Genomic DNA, 21,051 nt, shown 5'->3' on the forward strand with positions numbered 1-21,051 from the left:
GGGGGGGGCGCGGGCGGGGGGGGGGGGGGGGTGAACGCGCCCTGCCGGCCGCGCCCGGCGCCGGCTCCGGGGGGCCGCCGGCGCGGCGGCGGCGACCGCGCTCGTCGCCGGCTGCGGCGACGGGGGCGACGAGCCCGAGGCCGAGGAGGGAACCGGAAACGGCCAGGACGTCGAGGACGAGGAAAACGGCGGGATCGACGGCGGCAACGGCACCCAATCGAGCGGGAACGAATCCGGGGACGACGCCTCGAACGGAACCGAGTCCGAGGACGGCGCGGACAACGAGTCGGCGACGGGGGGCGACGAGAGCGAGTAGCCGGCCCGACGTGCGGTTTCACGCCCCGACGGCGCCGGTTCGCGCCCGCTCGAGGCGAGGACGATCCCCCGCGCCGTAGCGCCCCCGCGGTCCCGCTACGGGGAGCGGCGCCGTCGGCGACGAAACCCAAACCGTTACCGCGCTCCGGTCCCTCCATCGGACGATGAGCCACGGACTCGATAGCGACGTCGCGTCGGCGGACGACGTCGCCTCGCGACGCGACGAGGTCGCCGCCCGCGTTCGGTCCCACGCCGGCGAGATGGCCCGCCAGCTTGCCGTCCTCCAGGGCGGGGACTACGGCCAGCGCACCTTCGAGACCCCCGACGGCGACTGGACGCTCAAGTACGAGGCCGGGGACGTCCAGTACCTGCGGTTCGAGCCCGGTTCGGGCTCGGAGATCTACGTCGTCTCGAGCAAGCAGCCGCCCGAACCGGCGGAGCTCGAGCGGGCCCTCGAGGCGTACGACGCGTTCGTCGCGGCGTTCAACGAGCACGTCGAGTCGTTCGACGGGCTGTTCGACGACGCGACGGCGGATTTTCCCGCGGTCGCGAGCGCGGCGGAACTGTCCGCCGAGCGCGACCGCATCCTCGAGAGGATCCGCGAGGTCGCGACCGCGATGGCCCAGGAGCTGCACCGCTACGACGGCGAGTACGGCACCTACCGGACGACCGTCTCCGGAACGCGCTGGGAGCTGAAGTGGGACGGCGACGCCGCCTCCTACCTCCGGGTCGGCGGCTCGGACGGCACCTACTTGCTCTCCCAGTACGGCCCCGCGCCGGCGCCCGAGGTTCGCCGACTCGTCGACGACGTCGGCGCGTTCGTCGCCTCCTTCAACGAGGACGTCGCCGACCTCGAGGCCGACCTCTCCCGAGTGTCGTTCGAAACGACCGCGTAGGCCCACCCTACGGCGCTCACAGTCCGTCGTAGGGTCCCCGTTCCCGCCCGCTCCGCTACGGGTCGGCGTCGGTCGGTTCGGTCCGCCGTCGACGTCCGGGCGTCGCCCGACCGCGAGCCGTCGCTGCGAGCGTCCGCGTCGCTCGAAGCGCCGCACTCGAGACGGTCGGGGCCGGACCAGGTTACACGTCGACGTACCGGTTGACCCACTCCTGGCGCTGCTGGAGTTCGCGGCGTCCTTTCGGCGTCAGCGCGTAGTAGTTGGTTCGGCGATCGAGTTCCCCTTTCTCGATGAGTTCCTTCTCGACGAGCGCATCGAGATTCGGATACAGCCGGCCGTGGGTGACCGGTTGGTCGATGTACTCGTTGATGTCGTCGAGAATCTCCTGTCCCGACGGCCGATCCTTGCCTGCGATGACGTACAGCAGATCGCGCTGGAAGCCGGTTAGTTCGTCCATGGTGCCCTCTGAGTGCCGACGTTCACCGATCCGTGGCTTTGTTATACTGCGGGTACGCCCTCCGGGTCGGCCGGAACGCACCGCATAGCACCGGTTGCACGCTCGGTACGCTTCCGGTCGTCGACGCCGTGACGGGGCGTTTTTTACGCCGACGGACGTACCGCGGGGTATGCCGACCGATCCGCTCGCCTGGGAAACCCTCGAGGAACGAACGTCGTACTCCTGTTCGGGGTTCGACGTGATCACGCAAGCCGTCCGACTGCCGGACGGCACCGAAACCGAGTTCGACTACCTCTCCGAGCCCGCGAGCGTCTGCATCCTCCCGTTTACGCCCGACGGCGACGTCGTCTGTATCGAGGAGTGGCGCCAGGCCGTGTCGCGGGTCAACCGCGGCCTTCCCGTTGGCGGCACCGAGCCGGAGGACGACGACCTCGAGGCCGCGGCCCGTCGCGAGCTCGCCGAGGAGACCGGACGCGAGGCCGAGCGCCTCGAGCCGCTGATCACGGTCGAGCCCATCAACGGGGTCGCCGACTCGGTCATGCACTTCTTCGTCGCCCGCGGCTGTCGTCCCACAGCCGAGCAACGCCTCGACCACGACGAGACCATCCGACCGACCGAGACGACACTCGAGGAGCTAACGGACGAGGTTCGGGACGGAGAGATTCGGGACGGCCGGACGGTGCTCGCGCTCTCGTACTACCGACTGTTCGAAGCGAGCGGGTAACGCGCCGGAACGGGCAAGACCGCCGCGCTCGCCCGCCACGGGGCGCCCGGCGCCGCAGCGATAGCCTCGCGGGAGAACGGAACGTTTACCGACGCCCTCGCCAACACACGGTCGAATGCGCGAGTGCTTCGAACTCCGGGACGCCGACGCCGGCGGCCGTATCGGCGAGCTCACCGTCCCGCGCGCCGACGCGACCGTCGAGACGCCGGCGCTGTTGCCGGTGATCAATCCGAACCTGGACACGATCAGTCCCCGCCGGCTCGCCGAGGAGTTCGGCGCCGAGATCCTCATCACCAACTCCTATATCATCTACGGCACCGAGGACGTCCGCGAACGAGCTCTCGAGGAGGGACTTCACGACCTGCTGGATTTCCCCGGCGCGATCATGACCGACTCCGGCTCCTTCCAGCTCGCGGAGTACGGCGAGATCGACGTCACCACCGAGGAGATCCTCGACTTTCAGCACCGGATCGGGTCGGACATCGCCACCCCCGTCGACATTCCGACGCCGCCGGACGTCCCTCGCGAACGGGCCGCGGACGAACTCGCGACCACCCAGGAACGACTCGAGTTCGCCGAGGGCGTCGACACCGGCGAGATGCTGGTCACCGCGCCCGTTCAGGGCTCGACCTACCCCGACCTCCGCGAGGACGCGGGCCGTCACGCCGCCGGGACGGATCTGGACGTCTTCCCCGTCGGCGCGGTCGTCCCGCTGATGAACGACTACCGCTACGACGACATGATCGACGCCGTCGCCGGCGCCAAACGCGGGCTCGGTGCCGACGCGCCCGTCCACCTCTTCGGCGCCGGCCACCCCATGATGTTCGCGCTCGCGGTCGCGATGGGCTGTGACCTGTTCGACTCGGCGGCCTACGCGCTGTACGCCCGGGACGACCGGTACCTGACGGTTCGCGGAACGCGCCACCTCGAGGACCTCGAGTACCTGCCGTGTTCGTGTCCGGTCTGTACCGCCCACTCGCCCGACGACCTCCGCGCGCTCGGGGACGAGCGGCGCGAGGAGGAACTCGCCGCCCACAACCTCCACGTCACCTTCGAGGAGATCCGCCGCATCAAACAGGCCATCCGCGCGGGCAACCTCCTCGAGCTGGTCGAGCAACGCGCCCGCGCCCATCCGACCATGCTCGACGGCTACCGGACGCTGCTCGATCACGCCGACCAGCTCGAGCGCTCCGACCCGGTCTCGAAGGGCGCCTTCTTCTATACGTCCCACGAGAGCGCCCGCCGACCCGAGGTGGTTCGCCACCACCGGCGACTCGAGCGACTCGCGGTTCCCGACGCGCTCTTTCTCACCGAGGGGCGCACCGACGGCGGCGACGCGTACGACGAGTCCTGGCGGGTCCAGCCGCCCTTCGGACCCTTCCCCCGTTCGCTCTCGAAGAGCTACCCGCTGACCGCCGAAGTTCCCGACCGAACCGACCGCGGGGCACTCGCGGCCGCGGCCGACGGCGTCGCTCGCCTCGTCGAGGACAACCCCGAAACCGAGTTCGCGCTCGGACATCGCGGGTGGCCCGCAGACGTCCTCGCCCGCGTCCCGGACCGCGTCGAACTGATCGAGCTGTCGGGCGACGCGGAGTAGTCCGTCCGTTCTCGGTTCCGTTTACGTATATGTTTGCGGGCGGAAGAGACGTCGATACTCCGGGGTCGCGTTCCTACCCCTCGAGCTCCTCGTCGATCGAGAGCCACCAGAGGTAGCCCTCGCCGACGACCTCGTGGCCCTCGAGCCGTCCGTCCGCGACCAGCGACTCGAGGCGCTCGAGCAGCGCCTCCGGGGAAACGTCGAACTCGCCGGCGAGGTAGGTCGTGTTCACGACGGGTTTTGGCGCGGTGCGGATCGCCGCGACGATTCGGTCGTCGTCGATCGCGTCGACGCCGTCTCCCGGCTCGTCGGTCGGCGGTGGCGACATACGGCTGATACGGGTTCGCTCGAGTTGAATCTGGGGGGCCCGAACGGTACGGGTTTTTCTCCGTCGCCGACCTAACGGGGGTATGCTCCGGCCACTGTTGCTCGCGCTCGCCGCGATCGAGATCCTCGCTCCCGATCGGCTCGTCGCCCGGGGCGAGCGACTGGCGTTCGAGAACCCCGACGTCGGCCGGCTTCGACCGTGGACGCTCCCGCTGGCGCGACTCGAGGGCGTCGCCGCGATCTGGCTCGTCCGGAACCGCGAGACGGCGTGGCCTGGCGTCAAGCCGCTGTTCGCCGTCCTCGGACTTCCCGCCCTGTTACAGCCGCGGGCGTTCCTGGCGGTCGCGCTCGAGACGGCCTACGAGAACCCCGACGCGATCGAACCGAAGCCGTGGGTCGTTCCGTTCACGCGCGGTCTCGGACTCTGCTACCTCGCGGTTGCGCTGTGGCCCGGACGCCCGGAACCGTCGTCGGACGCTCGGATCGATCGCCCGTAGTCGGCGGCTATCGACAGCCTCTTTCGCGCTCCGGCGCGAGGTGCGGTATGACCGACTACTTCGAAGTACACGCACGCGACGGGGCCGCGCGCGTGGGCGAGCTCCGCCTCGAGGAGCCGCGTTCGACGCCCGCGCTCGTCGACGACGTCCTCGAGGACGCGGGCTCGCTGTGGAGTTCCGATCGGGCGGTGCCGGAGGGCGACGATTCGCGGCTCACCGTGCTCCCCCACCGCGGCTTCCCCGGGGGAACCGCCGAGGAGGTCCGGGAGTCGTTCGCCGTTTCCTATCCCGACGTCGATTACCCGAGCGTCGCCGTGATCTCGAGTGAGGGTGCGGCCGACGAGGGAACCGACGCCTACGCCGTTTCGGACGTCCAGTCGATCACGGGTCACGGCGCGGCGCTGGTCGAGGCGATCGTGAACGTCCGCGAGGCGGTTCCCACGGATACGGCCGTCTACTTCTCGGGAGTCGCCACGCCACGGAACGTCGCCGTGCTCGCCTACGCCGGGGTCGATCTCTTCGACGAGACCGCCGCCGTTGTGAAGGGAACCCAGGGACGGTACCTGACGACGGACGACGCCTACTTCCTCGAGGATCTCGAGGAGTTGCCCTGCGCCTGTCCCGCCTGCCGGAAACCGCGCGCGGAGTTCACCCGCGAGGACTGCGTCGAGCACAACCGACACGCCCTCGAGGCCGAATTGGGGATCGTCCGTCGACGGATCCGCGACGGCCGACTGCGCGATTACGTCGAGGGGCAGGCCCGCCAGGATCAGTGGCTCACGGCCGCCGTGCGCGAACTGGATTCGCAGTGGGGCTACCTCGAGGAACGGACGCCCATCCTCCGGGATGCCCAGATCGACGCCGCGACCAGCGACACCATCCGCCGGGTCGAGATCCAGCGCTACGCCGACCGCGTGACCACACGGTACCGCAACCGCTTTTCCAACCCGCTCGTGTTGGTGCCCTGCTCGGCGGCGAAGCCCTACAGCGAGTCCCAGAGCCACCGCCAGTTCCACGACGCGATCCAGTGGCGCGCCCACCTCGTCTCGATGACCAGCCCGATCGGGGTCGTCCCGCAGGAACTCGAGACGACCTACCCCGCCCAACACTACGACACCGTGGTGACGGGGCGCTGGTCGGAAGACGAAAAGCGGTTCGTGAGCCAGGTGCTGCAACGGTACCTCGAGCGCAACGCCTATCCCGAGATCATCGCCCACGTCCCCGACGAGGGCTACCGCGACATCGTCGAGCGCGTCGAGGCGGAACTCGACCTCGACGTCACCTACACCGTCGAGGACCACCCGACCGACACGGAGTCGCTGGCGAACCTCCAGCGGGCGCTCTCCGGAGAGCTCAAGTACTCCAAACGCGAGCGCGAGCACAACACCGTCCGTGCCATCGCGGACTACCTGCTCGGCGACGGCGCGGGCGACGACCTCTTCGAGGACATCCAGACGACGAGTCGCTACCCGAAGATCCAGGTCCGCGATAGCGAGGACACCCAGCTGGCGACGATGGTCCCCCAGTACGGAACGCTGTCGTTCACGCTCGAGGGCGCGAAGCGGTGGGTCGACGGGGAGGCCCCCACGAAACGCGTCGAGATCGACGGCTTCGTGCCCCACGGCAGCGTCCTCGCGCCGGGGATCGTCGACGCCGACGAGGAGATCCGCGTCGGGGACGAGGTCGTCGTCGAGGGACCGAAGGCCTTCGGCGTCGGCCGCGCCGAGATGTTCGGCCGCGAGATGGCCGAGAGCACGCGCGGGGTCGCCTGTGAGATCCGCCACGTCGAGGAGAAGTAGGCGGTCGACGGTCGTTTCTCGGTCCGATCTCGCCGTGTTCACCGTCGCGTATCGATCGGCTTCAGGGCCGAGCTACTGCATCGCCTTGACCCAGCCCGGGACCGACGCCATCCCCTCCTTGTCCTCCCAGCCGTGCTCGCGGAGGTAGCGCTCGAAGTCGGTGAACTCGAAGCCGAAGCGGTCCTCGAGTTCCGCGAGGTCCGCGCCGTAGCCGACCTCGTTGAACCACTCGCACATGACGGTGAACTCCTCGCCGAAGGTGTCGTAGGCGTCCTCGATCGGGACGTGGACGGGCTCGACGTCCCGCCCGGTCACTTCCGAGAGGACGTCGGCCGCCTCCGACAGCGTGAGCTCGTCGCCCGCCAGCTCGATCCGCTCGCCCAGGAACGCCTCGGGGTTCGCGAGGACGGTCGCGGCGGCCCGGCCGACGTCGCCGGTGTCGACCATCTGCAGGGAAACGCCCTCCTCGAGGGGGAGCGCGATCCGACCGTCCTCGAGGACGTCCTCGGCGAAGGCCTCGAAGTTCTGGAAGAAGAACACGGGTCCGAGGACGGTCATCGGCAGCTCGAGGTCCTGTGCGTACCGGTCGATCTCCTGGGCCGAATCGAAGTGGGGGACGCCGGTGTCCTCCCAGTGGCTGCCGACGCCGCTGAGGACGAAGTGCTCGACGCCGGCCTCGCTCGAGACGTCCGCGATGTTCTTGCCCTGCTGGACCTGCGCGTCGTACCCCTGAATCCAGAAGTTCGTGACGGCGAAGACGGCGTCGACCTCGGCGACGTGCGGTTCGAGGGATTCTTTGTCGTCCAGGTCGCCCTCGACCATCGTTACGCCCCGCTCGGAGAGTTCCTGGGCCGTCTCGCCAGAGGCGTCCCGCGTGAGTCCGCGGACGTCGAACTCGCTCTCGCTCTCGAGGAGGTGCTCGACGACGGCACCGCCCTGATTACCCGTCGCGCCGGTGACGAGGACGCTGGTGGACATCTCAGTTCACCCCTTGTCCGTCGGCAGCGGTCGTCGGGACGGTCCTCACGGTGGCGTCGATTCGTGGTTGCATTACGTTACCTCGTTCGCAATGTAATTACATACGCGTTCCGCGACGTCGAGGATATCACGTAACACCGATGTCATCGGGCGCTCGTGGGCCGGGGCGTCGCTACTCGGGATCGCTGTTCGGGAGGAAAGCGCAAACGCAACCCCGGAGAGCTCGACTACGCCCCGTTTCGCTCGCAGATCTCGAGGAAGTTCTCGAAGATCTGCTCGCCCTCCTCGGTGTGGGCGACCTCGGGGTGCCACTGGACGCCGTAGAGGTCCCGATCGGTGTCGCTCATCGCCTCGACGTCGCAGACGTCGCTGCGGGCGGTCAGCTCGAACCCTTCGGGAAGGGTCGTGACCTCGTCTGCGTGGCTCGCCCACACCCGGGTCTCGGGGTGAAGACTGCCGGTGAGGGGATCCTCGTCGTCGACGATCTCGACGGTCACGTCGGCGTAGCCGCCGTAGTCGCCGCCGCCGACCTCGCCGCCTAGCTCCTCGGCGATCAGCTGCATTCCGAGACAGATCCCCAGGACGGGGACGTCGTGCTCGAGGTAGTCCGCCGAGTTGCCGATCCGATCCATGTCGGGGCCGCCCGAGAGGACGACGCCGTCGGCGTCGACCGCCGCGGGATCGTCGTCGTTGTCGATCAGTTCGGCGTCGACGCCGAGGTCCCGGAGCGCCCGCTGCTCGAGGTGGGTGAACTGCCCGTGGTTGTCCACCACAGCGATTGTCGTCATTACGGGCTCCTAGCCGGCGGGTCGGTAAAAGCGAACCGAAACCGCGAGCCCGTCGGTACGTTTATGCACGCGTCCTCGGTTCGTACCGGTATGGCAGTCGATACGAGCGGGTTCGACCACCCCGCCTGGCTCACCGCGGGCAGCACCGTCGCCGGATACCTACTGATTCTCGCCGTGCTGACGGCGGCGCTGTTCGTGGTGCCGTGGCTCGTCTTCGCGGCGCTGTGAGGACGGGCGGGCTCGCGCCCTACCGGCGCCGACCGAAACCGGATCGCGCGTCGGTTCCGAACTCGAGCACGCTGGGGTAGTCGGCGATCAGCGAATCGACGTTCAGTTCGATCGGACGCCGGGCTTCCCGCCAGCTATCGATCGTGTAGACGTTCACGTCCCGCCCCTCCTCGCGGGCGGTCGCAACGAGGTCGGCGTCGAGGACGTCCAGCGAGGGATTGATCGCCTCGGCATCGAGCTCGCGAGCGATTTCCAGGTTCTCGGCGGGGTTCGCGCCGAAGAGCTTCGCTATCGGGACGGCGGGATCGACGCTGCGAACCGCCTCGAGGGCGGCCGTCTCGAACGAGGAGACGTAGAACTCGCCCGGGAAATCGGACGCGATCTCGAGGGTTCGCTCGGCCACTGTCGACCAGGAGTACTCGCCCGCGGCCTTGAACTCGACGTTCATCGTGACGCTCGGCCGCGCTGCCTCGAGGACCTCCCGCAGCGTCGGCACCGTCTCGCCGCTGTCGAGGACCTCGGCCCGACAGACCGTCTCGGCGGACGCGTTGGCGACGCGCCCGCTCTCGTCGGTCAGGTCCTCGAGGTGTTCGTCGTGGAAGACGACGATCTCGCCGTCCGCGGTCGGCTGGACGTCGATCTCGATCCGGTCAGCACCGTACCGTGCCGCCCCCTCGACCGCGGCGACGGTGTTCTCGGGATAGACGTCGGCGAACCCGCGGTGAGCGGTCAGCCGCGGCGTCCGATCCCGACCGCCGGCGGACCGCGCCGCACCGCGGTCGCTCGCGGTGACGAGACCCGTCGCGACGCTCGCGGCCGCACCGATCGCACCGAGGACCGTTCGTCGAGTGTTCGTTCCGATGGCGCTTCGTTCCGTCTCGTCGGCCTGTCGATCAGCCATCGCCGAATAGGTCTCGGGCGGAGATAGTGATGATTTATATGAGTTATACGTCTGAAGATATGTATCTATGTGTCGCTATAGAGCGATCACAACGTGCGGCCACCGGACCGTCCGATCCTCGAGGGGGGGCGACGGCAACACGGAGAGAACGAGAGAACGACGTCGAGGAGGCGTCGGGACACGTCGTCAGGCGAACGTCTTCGAGACCTCGTCGGACTCGTCGGTTTCGGCCTGGACCTTCTCCCAGGCGCCACGGAAGTCCTCCATCCGGATCTCGGTGCGGTCGTCGCGGATGGCGAACATCCCGGCCTCGGTACAGACGGCCTTGACGTCGGCGCCCGAGGCGTCCTCGGCCTCGGCCGCCAGCTCCGCGAAGTCGACGTCGTCGGCGACGTTCATGCCGCGGGTGTGGATCTCGAAGATGATCTCGCGGCCCTCCTGGTTGGGCTTCGGGACCTCGATGAGGCGGTCGAACCGACCCGGGCGGAGGATCGCGCGATCGAGCATGTCGAAGCGGTTGGTGGCGGCGATGATGCGGATCTCGCCGCGGTCCTCGAAGCCGTCCATCTCCGAGAGCAGTTGCATCATCGTCCGCTGGACCTCGGCGTCGCCGGAGGTCTTCGACTCCGTGCGCTTGGCGGCGATGGCGTCGATCTCGTCGATGAAGATCACGGCGGGCTCGTGCTCGCGGGCGACCTTGAACAGGTCGCGGACGAGCTTCGCACCCTCGCCGATAAACTTGTGGACGAGTTCGGAGCCGGCCATCTTGATGAAGGTGGCGTCGGTCTGGTTGGCGACGGCCTTCGCGAGCATCGTCTTCCCGGTACCCGGCGGGCCGTACAGCAAGACGCCGCTCGGGGGCTCGATGCCGACGTCGTCGAACATCTCGGGCTTCTCGAGGGGCATCTCGACGGTCTCGCGGACCTCCTGCATCTGCTCCTCGAGGCCGCCGATGTCCTCGTAGCTGACGTCGGGGCTCTCGGTGACTTCCATCACGCGGGCGCGGACGTCGGTCTCGTTCGAGAGGGTCTTGACGATAGACAGCGAGTTGTTGACCGCCACCCGGGCGTCGGGCTCGATCTCCTCGCGCATCTCCTCGGTGACCTCGGTCAGCGCCTCCTGGTTGTTCCCGTGCTGTTTGATGATGACGCCTTCGTCCGTCATCTCCTGGACCGTGGCGACGAACAGCGGGGACTGCTTGAGCTTCTTGTTCTCGTGGGTAAGTCGCTCGAGTTTCTGCTGGTACTTGTTGTTCTCGGCGTTCGCGTCGAGGAGTTTGTCGCGCATCTCCTCGTTTTGGGACTCGAGAATCTCTAACCGATCCTCGAGCGCCTGGATTTTCTCCTGTTGGGACGCCTCGTCCTCGTCGTAGGGGAGGTCGACGTCGTCCACAGTGTCGCTCATCACTCGTGGGTTGGGTGTTGGCTCATAAGAGGCTTCGGGTAACTACAGCCCCCTCGGAATATAACCACGGAGCATTGATGGAAACAGAAAATATTATCTGGCCGTATTCGAAATGGGTGTGTACGATGAGTTCTCTAGAGTCGCCAGAGCCCGACCCCGCGGACAGGGGATCCTGGGAGGACGTCCGCGAGCTCCCGCCGAGTGCGAAACTCGTCGCGAAGGTCCTCGAGTACAACGACACCATGACCCAACAGCAGATCGCCGACGAGACGCTGCTCCCGTCGCGGACGGTGCGGTACGCGCTTAACCGCCTCGACGAGGAGAACGTGATCGACTCCCGGTTCTCGTTCTCGGACGCCCGCAAACGTCTCTACAGCCTCGACATCGAGTCGTAGCAGTCCTCGGTTCGTTCTCGCATCGTCCTCGCCGACGGTGCGGTCCGCCCGTTCGGTCAGCGCGCTCTACTTTCAGTTCGGTCGCGGAATCCATTTAGGGGGCGGTAGCTAACGTCCCGACAGATGACGCGGGTGATACACACGGGCGACACCCACATCGGGTACCAGCAGTACAACTCGCCCGAGCGACGGCGGGACTTCCTCGAGGCCTTCCGGAGCGTGGCCGAGGACGCGATCGACGACGACGTGGACGCCGTGGTCCACGCCGGCGACCTCTTTCACGATCGCCGACCGAACCTGGTCGACCTCCAGGGGACCGTCGAGATCCTCCGGGATCTCGCGGACGCCGACGTCCCCTTCCTCGCGGTCGTCGGCAACCACGAGGGGAAACGCGACGCCCAGTGGCTCGACCTCTTTTCGGATCTCGGGCTCGCGACCCGGCTCGGTGCCGAGCCGTACGTGCTCGACGACGTCGCGGTCTACGGGCTGGACTTCGTCCCCCGCTCGCGCCGCGGGGATCTCGAGTACGACTTCGAACCGCTCCCGGAGGACGCCGACCACGCCGCGCTCGTGAGCCACGGCCTGTTCGAGCCGTTCCCCCACGGCGACTGGGACACCGAACGCCTCCTGACGGCGTCGACCGTCGACTTCGACGCCGTCTTGCTCGGGGACAACCACCACCCCGATACCGCCGAGGTGGCGGGGACCTGGATCACCTACTGCGGTTCGACCGAGCGCGCGAGCGCGAGCGAGCGCGAGGAGCGAGGGTACAATCTCGTCGACTTCGAGCCCGGCGAGGAGCCAGCGATCCGGCGCCGAGGGATCGAGGCGACCCGCGAGTTCGCCTTCGTCGACGTCGAACTCTCCGAGGGCGAGGGCGTCGACCGGGTTCAGGAACGGGTTCGCCAGCACGACCTCGAGGACGCGGTCGTCGTCGTCACCCTCGAGGGGGAAGGCAAGCCGATTACCCCCGCGGCCGTCGAGGAGCTCGCGGTCGATCGGGGCGCGCTCGTGGCCCGCGTGAACGACCGCCGGGAGCTTCCGGACGAGGACGCCGACGTGTCGGTGAGCTTCGCGAACCCCGACGACGCGGTCCGCGAGCGCGTCCGCGAGCTGGGGCTCAGCGACGCCGCCCGCGAACTCGATCGCACGGTTCGAAACGACGACCTCGCCGACGCGAACGTCCGCGAGCGCGTCGAGCGCCGGGTTCGGGAGCTTCTCGAGGACGAGGCCTCGGCGTTCGAACCCGCTCCCGACCGGGGGCCGGACGGCGCGGACGCGACGGCCGTCGCGGAACGGGAGGGCGAGGCCGACGCTGAGAAGCCCGCTGCCGCCAAGACCGCGTCTGTGGCGGACGACGACGCGAACGACGAGGCCGCGGGCGCGAGTGGCACCCGCCCGGACGGGAACGCCGAGACGAGTACGGGTACCGACACCGAAGCCGAGACGTCGAGCGACGCCGCCGACGCGAGCCCGGGAGACAGTTCCGAGTCGAAGTCGATGCCGGATTCCGACCGCGAGTACGCCTCGCTGGGTGATTTCGAATGAGGGTCGACCGCGTCCGCCTGCTGAACTTCAAGTGTTACGGCGAGGCCGAACTCGACCTCGAGCGGGGCGTGACGATCGTCCACGGGGTCAACGGCAGCGGGAAGTCGACGCTGCTCGAGGCCGTCTTCTTCGCGCTGTACGGCTCGAAGGCGCTGGACGAGCGCACGCTCGACGACGTGATCACGACCGGCGAGGAGGAGAGCGAGGTCGAGCTCCGCTTTACCCACGACGGCCGCGAGTACCGCGTCGAGCGCCGGCTCAAGCTGCGTGGCGACCGCGCGACGACGACGAAGTGTGTCCTCGAGACGCCGACCGAGACCGTCGAGGGCGCACGCGACGTTCGCGCGGAGGTGACGCGGCTCCTGCGGATGGACGCCGAGGCGTTCGTCAACTGCGCGTACGTCCGCCAGGGCGAGGTCAACAAGCTGATCCACGCCTCGCCGGGCGAGCGCCAGGACATGATCGACGACCTCCTGCAACTCGGCGCGCTCGAGGAGTACCGCGAGCGCGCCAGCGACGCCCGCCTCGGGGTCAAGTCGGTGCTCGACGGCCAACGCGAGGTGCTCGAGGACCTCCGAACGCAGGTCGAACGCAAGGAAGGACAGGACCTCCACGAGCGGCTCAACGAACTCGAGTCGCGCCACGCCGACGTCGTCTCGAAGATCGATCGCTTCGAGTCCCAGCGCGAGGACGCCCGGGACTCCCTCGAGACGGCGACGGACGTCCTCGAGCGCCACGAGGAGACCCGCGAGGAGCTCGCCGACCTCGCCGAGGAGATCGAGGAATTGCGCTCGAAGATCGACGAGACCGAGCGAAAGCGCGAGGACGCCGGCGAGCGACTGCGCGAACGACGCCGGCGCCGCGAGGAACTCGCCGACGAGCGCGACGAGTTACTCGCCGAAACCGACCTCGAGACGGGCGACGCCGAGGCCGTCGAGGACCGCATCGAGAGCCTCGAGGAGCGCGACGAGGAGCTGCGCGACGACCTCGAGGACGCCCGCGTCGCGATCACCGAGCGCAAGGGAAGTATGGAGCGGCTCCGCGAGGAGGCAGCGGAGCTCGAATCCCGGGCCGAGACGAAACGCGAGGAGGCTGACCAGCTCGACGACGACCTCGAGGACGCCGTCGAGACGATCGAGCAACGGGAGGCGAAACTCGACGAGTTCGACGCGGAGATCGAGGCCGCCCGCGAGGCGTTCGACGACGCGCCGATCGCGTTCGGCGAGGCCGAGAGCTACCTCGAGGACCTCGAGGACGACCGCGAGGAGCTCGTCTCGACGCACAACGACGTCGCCGCGGAGATCAGGTCGGTCGAGGACGCGATCGCCGAGGGCGAGCGACTGCTCGAGGAGGGGAAATGCCCCGAGTGCGGTCAGGACGTGACGGACTCGCCCCACGTCGACGTTCTCGAGGAGAAACGCGACCGGCTCGCGGCGCTCGAGGACCGACGCGACGAACTCGCCGACGAGCGCGACGAACTCGAGGAACGCATCGAGCGCGCCGAGGCGCTCCGCGAGGCCGAACGGCGGGTCGACCGACTCGAGGAGAACCGCGAGAACGTCGCCCAGCTGGTTGCGGAGAAACGGGACGCGCTCGAGGGGCGCCGCGACCAGCGCGAGGAGCTCCGAACGGAGGCCGACGAGCGCGAGCGCGAGGCCGAGGCGAAACGGGAGGAGGCCGACGACCTCGAGGACGACGTCGCGGACGCGCGAGCCGAACTCGGGGAGATCAACGGCGAGCGAAGCGAGATCAAGGCGAAGCTCGAGACGCTTCGCCGCGTCGCCGAGATCGAACGCGAGCGGGCCGACCTCGAGCGCGAGCTCGAGACCGTCCGGGAGCGACGGGCCGACTGGGAGACGATGAACGAGGAGCGCCGCGAGCAACTCGCCTCGAAACGCGAGCGAAAGCGCGAGCTCGAATCCGAGTTCGACGACGAGCGGATCGAACGGGCCCGCAGCGAGAAGCAGAAAGCCGAGGACTACCTCGAGCGAGTCGAGGAGAAACTCGCGGGCCTCGAGGACGACCGCGACCAGCTTCGGGGCCGGATCGGCGGGCTCGAGGAGAAACTCGAAGAGCTCGAACGGCTCCGCGAGCGCCTCGAGGCGGTCGAAACGCGCTGCGAACGGCTCGACTCGCTGTACGGCGAGGCGGAGACGCTCCAGACGACCTACGGCGAGTTGCGCGCGGAGCTGCGCCAGCGCAACGTCGAGACCCTCGAACGGCTGCTCAACGAGACGTTCGATCTGGTCTACCGGAACGACTCCTACGCGGGGATCGACCTGGACGGGGAGTATCGCTTGACGGTCTACCAGAAAGACGGCGAGCCCCTCGAGCCCGAGCAGCTCTCGGGGGGCGAGCGGGCGCTATTCAACCTCAGTCTGCGGTGTGCGATCTACCGGCTGCTCGCGGAGGGTGTCGAGGGGACCGCCCCCATGCCGCCGCTGATCTTAGACGAGCCGACCGTCTTCCTCGACTCGGGTCACGTCACGCAGTTGGTGTCGCTGGTCGAGTCGATGCGGGATCTGGGCGTCGAACAGATCGTCGTCGTCAGCCACGACGAGGAGCTGATCGGCGCGGCGGACTCGCTGGTCCGCGTCGAGAAGGACGCCACCTCGAACCGATCGCGGCTCGTGCGCGGCGAGCCGCCGGAGGCGGCGCTGCTGGGGGCGGAGTGACTGACTCGAGAGCGATACCGCCGGCGGCTAGTGCTCCCCGCGGTCGTCTCCGGAGCGCGGGTTCGCGTCGGTGTTCGCGCCGATCGCCTCGAGGGCGACTTCGCCCTCGTCGGCGAGTCGGTACCCCCGTTCGCCGGCGACGTCGGTCTCGACGATCAGGTCCGCGGCGGTCAACACCGTGAGCCGACCGTGGAGATCGCTCTCGCAGCAGTCGTAGGCGTCGAGCATCTCGCGAACGCCGAGCGGGCCGCGTTCGCCGAGGTCGACGAGCAACCCGAGGGCGGTTTCGTCGTGGACGGCCGTCAACAGCGTTCGAACCGGTTCGTCGACGGTTCGGGCAGCCGTCTCGAGGACGGACTCGTCCTCGAGGTGCTCGAGGCGGTCGTTCTGGACGTAACACTCGTTACCGGTTTCGGGATCGCGAACGAGACTCGCGTGCTCGGAGCGTTTGAGAAGGACGTATCGCTTCCCGGTGTCGTCTTGGACGGGTTTCATGGTCGGTCGTGATCCGCGGGCGATCGGTGTTCGGGTTCGGCGGGCGTCTCGTCGGGCGCGGACGGGTCGGCATCGCGGTCCGAGTCGGCGTCGGGTGCGGACGGGTCGTCGCCGTCCGACGGTTGGGATGTCCGGTAGCGGCGGACGGCGAACCCGGAGAGGACGATGCCGCCGAGGAGCAGGACGACGCTGTTGGTCGAAGGGCCCTCGAAGACCAGAAACAGCACGCCAAGCGACAGCGCGAGGACGGCCGCGTTGATGACGAGGACGAGCGACCAGAACGTCTGCAGGAGGTCGCTCGGAACGTCGGTTTCGATCTCCGGCTCGGCCGACGATTCGAACTCCGAACGCAGGTCCGACCCGAGGCCGGACCCCGCGTCCTCCGTCGATACCTTGGGGATCGTCAGTGAGTCGCTATTGGAGTCGGTAAACTCCTCCTCGGGGTCCCACTCCTCGGGCTCGTATTCGGAGCGATCGAACACCACACCTGCGCAGACGGGAACCGGAAGGAAAAGGATTCGCGTTCGCGCCGCGCCCTCGGTTCAGACGAACTCCTCGAGCGCGAGCGTCCGGCTCGCCTCGACCCACGCGAGGGGGTTCTCGGCGTCGTAGAACACCACCCCGTCCTCGATTTCGTAAGCCTCGACGGTCGCTGTGCCCTCGGGCTCGCTACGCGGTTCGCGTCGATCCATCATCTCGTCTTCGTTGGCACGGGTAGACACGTCGGTCACCTCGCCCTTTGCTATGTGTTACCACATTATATGTCTTGTTGCCCCACCGCGTTTTCGCCGGTACCGCAGCGAACCGGGAATGGTGGGTTTTTAACCGGCGGCGCCGAACTCCGGTACCATGACCGAGGCGGGCCAGAGCGGACTCGCGGATTTCGGATCGGGGTCCGACGAACCCAGCGACCGACCGGACGCGGAGGCGGCACACGTCGCAGGCAACGGCGGCTCGAGCGCCGCCGACGTGATCGACGTCGTCGAGGAGACGCTTCCCGAATCGCGGGGGGAACTCGATCTCGCCGTGATGCAGGTCGACTACACGATCGCCGGCTACGGCGACGACGAGCGACCGATCATGCACGTCTTCGGACGGACGGCCGACGGCGAACTGGAACACGTCCAGATCGTCGGCTTTCGTCCGTACTTCTACGCGCCGACGGCGTCCCTCGAGCGTCCGCCCGAGGAAGCGTACGACCGACTCACCGGGAGCCGCGAGGTGGACGAGGACGGCGAGCCCTACGAGAGCATCCGCGGGGAGAAGCTGACGAAGATCTTCGGCCAGACGCCCCGCGACGTCGGGCAGGTCCGCGACGAGTTCGAGCACTACGAGGCCGACATCCTCTTCCCGAACCGGTTTCTCATCGACAAGGACGTCCGCAGCGGGATCCGGGTTCCCGAACGGCGGGCCGAGGACGGCTCGCTGGTCGTCCCCCACGAGGAAGTCGAGGCCGCAGACGTCGATGCCGAACCGCGCGTGCTGACGTTCGACATCGAGGTCGAGGACCGCCACGGCTTCCCGGAGGATGGCGAAGAACCCATCGTCTGTCTCACCAGCCACGACTCCTACCGTGATAAGTACATCATGTGGGTCTGTGCAGCCGATGAGGGTTCTGGCCACATTCCCGACGAGATCACCGAGTACGACCCGATCGAGGGCGAGATCGACCACGAGATTCGAGCGTTCGAGGAGGAGGAGGCGATGCTCGAAGCGTTCGTCGACTACGTTGCTGATCGAAATAAGGCAGATCCAGACATCGTCACTGGCTGGAACTGTCTTCCGGCGGATAGTGACGTCCTCATGGCGGACGGAACCGAAAAAGAAATACAAGATATCGAAATCGGGGATTCGGTAGTCGGTTCCGAATCACAGCAAACAGGCGTTGCAGAAGTAACGAACAAGTGGGAAAGCAAAAAAGAGATTCGTGAATTCTCGTTAGCTGATGGATCCTCGCTCCGATCGTCAGCCGAGCATCGGATAATGGTCGGGGACGACGATACTGTAGACTGGAAGGAGGGGGGCGAAATCGAATCTGGTGATTACGTACTCAAGCCGCGGAGACTCTCCGTCGAAGAGCCGATCGTCCCCACACTTTCGGAACTCATTCCAGTAGAGAACCAACGGTACGCCGACAAACAGACGGTCTCAGAATTCAAGACGGATCTTCCATACGGTGCCATCACCGAGTTAGCCGACGAATTCGACGTTGTAACCGGAACGTTACACCACCCTCACACGACCGTCTGGACGCCGAAACGCTGTCGAGATGCAGCGAGCCAGTACGACGTTCCCGTTCCAGATGGTGGCGTCGAATATCGGGGAACGGGTGTTGCTGTCGAACGAAAAATAACGCCTGACGAACTCTATTACGCTGGGCTGATCCTCACGGACGGGTCGATGTCGACAGATGATGGCGTTCGGTTCTACAACACTCGAGAAGAACTTCATCGACAATTCCCTGGCGAGAATCACTTAGAACCGGACGGAAAGGGATGTTACAAACAGAACGTGCTGGATTATGCGATGATGTACGCCCTTAACGGGCTCGGTATTCCGTTTGGAAACAAAAACGACGGCCCCGTCGATCTCTCGACGATTTACGAAATGCCGTCCGAATACATCAGTCGCTTCTTGGCAGGAGCTATCGATGGCGACGGAAATATTGCGCAAAGTGGGATCACAGTTGCTGCCGAGAACCGGTCGATCGGTGAGTGGTACGTAAAGCTATTCAAGCGACTTGGAATCTACGCGCAGCAACGAGAGAACGTCGTTAGGATTCCCGATGCGAAACGCGGCATCGATCGACTGAAGGACTGCGTTCTCCCGCATATGGGACATCCCGAAAAGAAAGACGCCCTAACGGACTTTGAGGGCGGCAAAAGCGGTCAATCCGAGAACATCCCATACGCATTGTTCGAAGCTGATGTCGGGACTGACGCCAAACGGGTCGGGAACGACAAACACCGGCGTGGTATCAACCTCAAACGTCACGAGACACACTCCGAGGAGTGGGAAGAGTACGTCTTCGTTGAGGTAACGGACGTTTCGGTAACTGGTACTGAAACGACCTACGACATCGAAACGACGACGCATAACTTCATCGCTGAAGGGTGTCTGGTCCATAACTGCGATGATTTCGACGCACCATACCTCCTCGATCGCCTCGAGGAACTCCAGGGTCCCCATCACGACTACAACCTCGAGATCGATCGCCTCTCCCGAGTGGACGAGGTCTGGCGCAGCAACTGGGGTGGTCCCGACATCAAGGGTCGAGTCGTCTTCGACCTGCTCTACGGCTACCAGCGGATGGTCTTCTCCGAACTCGACTCCTACCGGCTCGACGCCGTCGGCGAGTCCGAACTCGGGGTCGGCAAGGAACGTTACGCCGGCGATATCGGCGACCTCTGGGAGGACGACCCGACACAGCTGCTCGCGTACAACCTCCGGGACGTCGAGATCTGCGTCGAACTCGACCGCCAGCAGGAGATCGTCCCCTTCTGGGACGAGGTCCGCTCGTTCGTCGGCTGCAAACTCGAGGACGCCCCCACCCCCGGCGACGCGGTCGACATGTACGTCCTCCACCAGGCCCACGGGCAGTTCGCCCTCCCCTCGAAGGGGCAACAGGAAGCCGGCGAGGAGTACGAGGGCGGGGCCGTCTTCGACCCGATCACGGGCGTCAAGGAAAACGTCACCGTGCTCGACCTGAAGTCGCTGTACCCGATGTGTATGACGACGATCAACGCCTCACCGGAGACACGGGTCGATCCCGACGAGTACGACGGCGAGACCTACACCGCGCCGACCCGGCCCGAGCCGATCCACTTCCGGAAGGAGCCCGACGGGGTGATGCGCGAGATGATCACGGAACTGCTCGCCGAGCGCGAGGAGAAGAAGGGACTCCGGAACGAACACGAACCCGGAACGCCGGCGTACGAGCAGTACGACCGCCAGCAGGGAGCTGTCAAGGTTATTATGAATTCGTTGTATGGCGTATCGGGATGGGAACAATTCAGGCTATATGATAAGGAAGCGGCATCTGCTATCACCGCTACTGGGCGCGAAGTCATCGAATTTACCGAAACTGCTGCAAACGAATTGAATTATCAGGTTACATATGGGGATACCGATTCGGTCATGCTCGAGCTCGGCCCCGACGTCTCGAAAGAGGAGGCCCTCGAGCAGTCCTTCCACATCGAGGAGCACATCAACGACCGCTACGACGACTTCGCACGCGAGGACCTGAACGCCGAGGCCCACCGCTTCCAGATCGAGTTCGAGAAGCTCTATCGGCGCTTCTTCCAGGCGGGCAAGAAGAAACGCTACGCCGGCCACATCACCTGGAAAGAGGGCAAAGACGTCGACGACGTCGACATCGTCGGTTTCGAGTACCAGCGTTCCGACATCGCCCCGATCACCAAGGAGGTCCAACACCGCGTCATCGAGATGATCGTCAAGGAGGGCGACGTCGAGGGCGCCAAGGAGTACGTCCAAGGTGTCATCGAGGACGTCCGCACGGGCGAGGTGAGCCTCGACGACCTCGCCATCCCGGGCGGGATCGGCAAGCGACTGGACAACTACGACACCGACACCGCCCAGGTTCGGGGCGCGAAGTACGCGAATCGGCTGCTCGGGACGAACTTCCAGCGCGGAAGCAAGCCCAAGCGACTCTACCTCGAGCGCGTCGACCCCGGCTTCTTCGAGCGCCTCGAGGACGAGGAGGGGCTCGACGCGCGCCGGGACCCCGTCTACGGCGCGTTCAAGCGCGATCCCGACGTCATCTGTTTCGAGTACGAGGACCAGATCCCCCCGGAGTTCGCGGTCGACTACGACACTATGCTCGAGAAGACGCTGAAGGGTCCGATCTCGCGGATCCTCGAGGCCTTGGACGTCTCCTGGGAGGAAGTGAAGTCGGGCCAGGAACAGACCGGGCTCGACCAGTACTGGTAGGCCGTCGACTCGAGAGCGCAGGCACCACCGGAGCGTCGTTCGTCTCGTGAAACCCAAATTCGCGACAAGATGGCACG

At 66.6% G+C, this 21,051-nt stretch carries 19 protein-coding genes; 10 read left to right on the forward strand and 9 right to left on the reverse strand.

Annotated features, from left to right (window positions below; genetic code table 11):
* Nucleotides 1–479 precede the first annotated feature (479 nt).
* Entirely contained in the window at nt 480–1,211 is a 732-nt protein-coding gene (locus GWG54_RS14845) for a hypothetical protein (RefSeq protein WP_167938517.1), read from the forward strand.
* A 181-nt stretch (nt 1,212–1,392) separates the two neighbouring features.
* Here the strand turns inward: GWG54_RS14845 and GWG54_RS14850 are convergent, their stop codons facing one another.
* A complete protein-coding gene (locus GWG54_RS14850) occupies nt 1,393–1,668 on the reverse strand; it encodes a PadR family transcriptional regulator (protein ID WP_167938518.1) in 276 nt (91 codons plus the stop codon).
* A 169-nt stretch (nt 1,669–1,837) separates the two neighbouring features.
* Between GWG54_RS14850 and GWG54_RS14855 the strand changes: the two genes are divergently transcribed.
* Together GWG54_RS14855 and tgtA are read left to right on the forward strand one after the other, a co-directional pair.
* Entirely contained in the window at nt 1,838–2,392 is a 555-nt protein-coding gene (locus tag GWG54_RS14855) for an NUDIX hydrolase (protein WP_167938519.1), read from the forward strand.
* Nucleotides 2,393–2,507: 115 nt separating this feature from the next.
* Complete coding sequence (tgtA, locus tag GWG54_RS14860; protein WP_167938520.1) at nt 2,508–3,989, forward strand: tRNA guanosine(15) transglycosylase TgtA; 1,482 nt, start codon at nt 2,508–2,510, stop codon at nt 3,987–3,989.
* Nucleotides 3,990–4,062: 73 nt separating this feature from the next.
* On the opposite strand, the gene GWG54_RS14865 is transcribed toward tgtA, so the two are convergent.
* Nucleotides 4,063–4,317 carry a hypothetical protein gene (locus GWG54_RS14865; RefSeq protein WP_167938521.1) on the reverse strand — a complete coding sequence of 85 codons (255 nt, stop codon included), beginning with the start codon at nt 4,315–4,317 and terminating at the stop codon, nt 4,063–4,065.
* Nucleotides 4,318–4,399: 82 nt separating this feature from the next.
* On the opposite strand from GWG54_RS14865, the gene GWG54_RS14870 reads away from it, so the two are divergent.
* Entirely contained in the window at nt 4,400–4,813 is a 414-nt protein-coding gene (locus GWG54_RS14870; protein WP_167938522.1) for a hypothetical protein, read from the forward strand.
* Between the two features lie 47 nt (nt 4,814–4,860).
* Nucleotides 4,861–6,612, forward strand: a complete 1,752-nt coding sequence (gene arcS, locus GWG54_RS14875) for an archaeosine synthase subunit alpha (protein ID WP_167938523.1) — start codon at nt 4,861–4,863, stop codon at nt 6,610–6,612.
* A gap of 72 nt (nt 6,613–6,684) precedes the next feature.
* Here the strand turns inward: arcS and GWG54_RS14880 are convergent, their stop codons facing one another.
* Nucleotides 6,685–7,590: an NmrA/HSCARG family protein gene (locus GWG54_RS14880; RefSeq protein ID WP_167938524.1), complete on the reverse strand. Its 906-nt coding sequence runs from the start codon at nt 7,588–7,590 to the stop codon at nt 6,685–6,687.
* Between the two features lie 227 nt (nt 7,591–7,817).
* Nucleotides 7,818–8,378, reverse strand: a complete 561-nt coding sequence (locus GWG54_RS14885) for a GMP synthase subunit A (protein ID WP_167938525.1) — start codon at nt 8,376–8,378, stop codon at nt 7,818–7,820.
* A 90-nt stretch (nt 8,379–8,468) separates the two neighbouring features.
* Here GWG54_RS14885 and GWG54_RS14890 point away from each other — a divergent pair, with 90 nt between their 5' ends.
* Nucleotides 8,469–8,606, forward strand: a complete 138-nt coding sequence (locus GWG54_RS14890) for a hypothetical protein (protein ID WP_008426805.1) — start codon at nt 8,469–8,471, stop codon at nt 8,604–8,606.
* Nucleotides 8,607–8,625: 19 nt separating this feature from the next.
* Here the strand turns inward: GWG54_RS14890 and GWG54_RS14895 are convergent, their stop codons facing one another.
* Together GWG54_RS14895 and GWG54_RS14900 are read right to left on the reverse strand one after the other, a co-directional pair.
* Nucleotides 8,626–9,507: a glycerophosphodiester phosphodiesterase gene (locus tag GWG54_RS14895; protein WP_167938526.1), complete on the reverse strand. Its 882-nt coding sequence runs from the start codon at nt 9,505–9,507 to the stop codon at nt 8,626–8,628.
* A gap of 186 nt (nt 9,508–9,693) precedes the next feature.
* Entirely contained in the window at nt 9,694–10,911 is a 1,218-nt protein-coding gene (locus GWG54_RS14900) for a proteasome-activating nucleotidase (protein ID WP_167938527.1), read from the reverse strand.
* A gap of 125 nt (nt 10,912–11,036) precedes the next feature.
* Here GWG54_RS14900 and GWG54_RS14905 point away from each other — a divergent pair, with 125 nt between their 5' ends.
* From GWG54_RS14905 to rad50, 3 genes are all read left to right on the forward strand, one after another.
* Nucleotides 11,037–11,306, forward strand: coding sequence for a helix-turn-helix domain-containing protein (locus GWG54_RS14905; RefSeq protein ID WP_008426799.1), 270 nt, complete (start codon nt 11,037–11,039; stop codon nt 11,304–11,306).
* Nucleotides 11,307–11,429: 123 nt separating this feature from the next.
* Entirely contained in the window at nt 11,430–12,854 is a 1,425-nt protein-coding gene (gene mre11, locus GWG54_RS14910) for a DNA double-strand break repair protein Mre11 (RefSeq protein ID WP_167938528.1), read from the forward strand.
* Nucleotides 12,851–15,529 carry a DNA double-strand break repair ATPase Rad50 gene (gene rad50, locus GWG54_RS14915; RefSeq protein ID WP_167938529.1) on the forward strand — a complete coding sequence of 893 codons (2,679 nt, stop codon included), beginning with the start codon at nt 12,851–12,853 and terminating at the stop codon, nt 15,527–15,529. The genes mre11 and rad50 overlap by 4 nt, the downstream gene beginning before the upstream one ends.
* A gap of 27 nt (nt 15,530–15,556) precedes the next feature.
* Here the strand turns inward: rad50 and GWG54_RS14920 are convergent, their stop codons facing one another.
* From GWG54_RS14920 to GWG54_RS14930, 3 genes are read right to left on the reverse strand one after another with little or no spacing between them, the layout of a single operon-like run.
* Complete coding sequence (locus GWG54_RS14920) at nt 15,557–16,024, reverse strand: hypothetical protein (protein ID WP_167938530.1); 468 nt, start codon at nt 16,022–16,024, stop codon at nt 15,557–15,559.
* A complete protein-coding gene (locus GWG54_RS14925; RefSeq protein ID WP_167938531.1) occupies nt 16,021–16,509 on the reverse strand; it encodes a hypothetical protein in 489 nt (162 codons plus the stop codon). Before GWG54_RS14925 ends, GWG54_RS14920 begins: the two co-directional genes overlap by 4 nt.
* Before the next feature lie 57 nt (nt 16,510–16,566).
* Entirely contained in the window at nt 16,567–16,755 is a 189-nt protein-coding gene (locus tag GWG54_RS14930) for a hypothetical protein (protein ID WP_008426790.1), read from the reverse strand.
* 118 nt (nt 16,756–16,873) lie between these two features.
* Between GWG54_RS14930 and GWG54_RS14935 the strand changes: the two genes are divergently transcribed.
* Nucleotides 16,874–20,974 carry a DNA polymerase domain-containing protein gene (locus GWG54_RS14935; RefSeq protein ID WP_167938532.1) on the forward strand — a complete coding sequence of 1,367 codons (4,101 nt, stop codon included), beginning with the start codon at nt 16,874–16,876 and terminating at the stop codon, nt 20,972–20,974.
* Nucleotides 20,975–21,051 lie beyond the last annotated feature (77 nt).

Origin of the sequence: Natronococcus sp. JC468 (genome assembly GCF_012163165.1) — an archaeon.
Taxonomy (GTDB): Archaea; Halobacteriota; Halobacteria; order Halobacteriales; family Natrialbaceae; genus Natronococcus; species Natronococcus jeotgali.